The sequence below is a fragment of the Clostridioides sp. ZZV15-6388 genome (assembly GCF_020657755.1).
Taxonomy (GTDB): Bacteria; Bacillota; Clostridia; order Peptostreptococcales; family Peptostreptococcaceae; genus Clostridioides.
The window spans coordinates 1-488 of sequence record NZ_JAGWCU010000091.1; the positions used below are offsets into that span (position 1 = coordinate 1).

The following is a 488-nucleotide window of genomic DNA, read 5'->3' on the forward strand; positions in this document are numbered from 1 at the left end:
CTTAGCATACCTCCTGTCTTTAACTATTTAGTTGCTTCTTTTGATTTGAAACTATTCTACACCATGATAATTTACACGCTATAATTAATTTAAACATACTTCCAATATGTTTAAATTAATTAGAAAGGTGGTGAGAGTATGAGCCAATATCGAGTTATAAGCAAAGAATGTCCTGTAATAAACGAAACCATTTCTCTTACTTGCGAATATTCAGCTCCTCCAGGTACTTTTGGATCTAAGTTAATGTCAACTAGATGTGATGGAAGTCATATTTGCGACTCTTCTTCTAATGAAGAATGTCCTATTCTAAAAAAACTTCTTAGATAGTAGCTTTGGGATTTTCATCTGGAAAACAATACTTAAATGCAGTCACTTTTACACCTGTTATTTTGCTTAATTTAGTAAAAGAATGATACATACAGGTAAAATCTCCCTCACATTCTTGCAGGTAATCGCAAACTTCACATGATGTGGGGGCTTCTATATTC

At 32.8% G+C, this 488-nt stretch carries 1 protein-coding gene; it reads left to right on the forward strand.

What is annotated here, in order from left to right; translation table 11 throughout:
* Nucleotides 1-138 precede the first annotated feature (138 nt).
* On the forward strand, nt 139-327 hold the full coding sequence (locus KGF48_RS19905; protein ID WP_003425627.1) for a hypothetical protein: 189 nt from the start codon (nt 139-141) through the stop codon (nt 325-327).
* Nucleotides 328-488: the final 161 nt, after the last annotated feature.